1 protein-coding gene is annotated in these 812 nt (G+C 64.5%); it reads left to right on the top strand.

The genetic code is table 11. The features are described from left to right. On the top strand, nt 1–812 hold an 812-nt coding region (gene ilvC / locus ADK54_RS15270), incomplete at both ends, for a ketol-acid reductoisomerase (protein WP_053726175.1).

The raw sequence follows: 812 nt of genomic DNA, 5'->3' as shown, positions 1-812 counted from the left end.
GTGGTGACGCCGTCCGAGGCGGCGGCCGAGGCCGACGTCATCATGATCCTGGTCCCGGACCCGATCCAGGCCCAGGTGTATGAGGAGTCCGTCAGGGACAACCTGAAGGACGGCGACGCGCTGTTCTTCGGCCACGGCCTGAACATCCGCTTCGGGTTCATCAAGCCCCCGGCCAACGTGACCGTGGCGATGGTCGCGCCGAAGGGCCCGGGGCATCTGGTGCGCCGTCAGTACGAGGAGGGCCGTGGTGTTCCGTGCATCGTGGCCGTCGAGCAGGACCCGCAGGGCAATGGTCTGGCGCTGGCCCTGTCGTACGCGAAGGGCATCGGTGGCACGCGGGCGGGTGTCATCAAGACGACGTTCACCGAGGAGACCGAGACCGACCTGTTCGGTGAGCAGGCCGTCCTCTGTGGTGGTACGGCGGCGCTGGTGAAGGCAGGGTTCGAGACGCTGACCGAGGCCGGCTATCAGCCGGAGATCGCGTACTTCGAGTGTCTGCACGAGCTGAAGCTGATCGTGGACCTCATGTATGAGGGTGGTCTGGAGAAGATGCGCTGGTCGATCTCGGAGACCGCCGAGTGGGGCGACTACGTGACCGGTCCGCGGATCATCACCGCCGACACGAAGGCGGAGATGAAGAAGGTCCTCGCGGAGATCCAGGACGGTACGTTCGCGAAGAACTGGATGGAGGAGTACCACTCGGGTCTGAAGAAGTACAACGAGTACAAGACCCAGGACTCCGAGCACCTCCTGGAGACCACCGGCAAGGAGCTCCGCAAGCTCATGAGCTGGGTCCAGAACGACGAGGCGTA

Source organism: Streptomyces sp. WM6378 (assembly GCF_001279695.1).
Lineage (GTDB): Bacteria > Actinomycetota > Actinomycetes > Streptomycetales > Streptomycetaceae > Streptomyces.
Note: the sequence above shows the minus strand (reverse complement) of the source record. Positions and strands in the feature narration are given on the sequence as shown.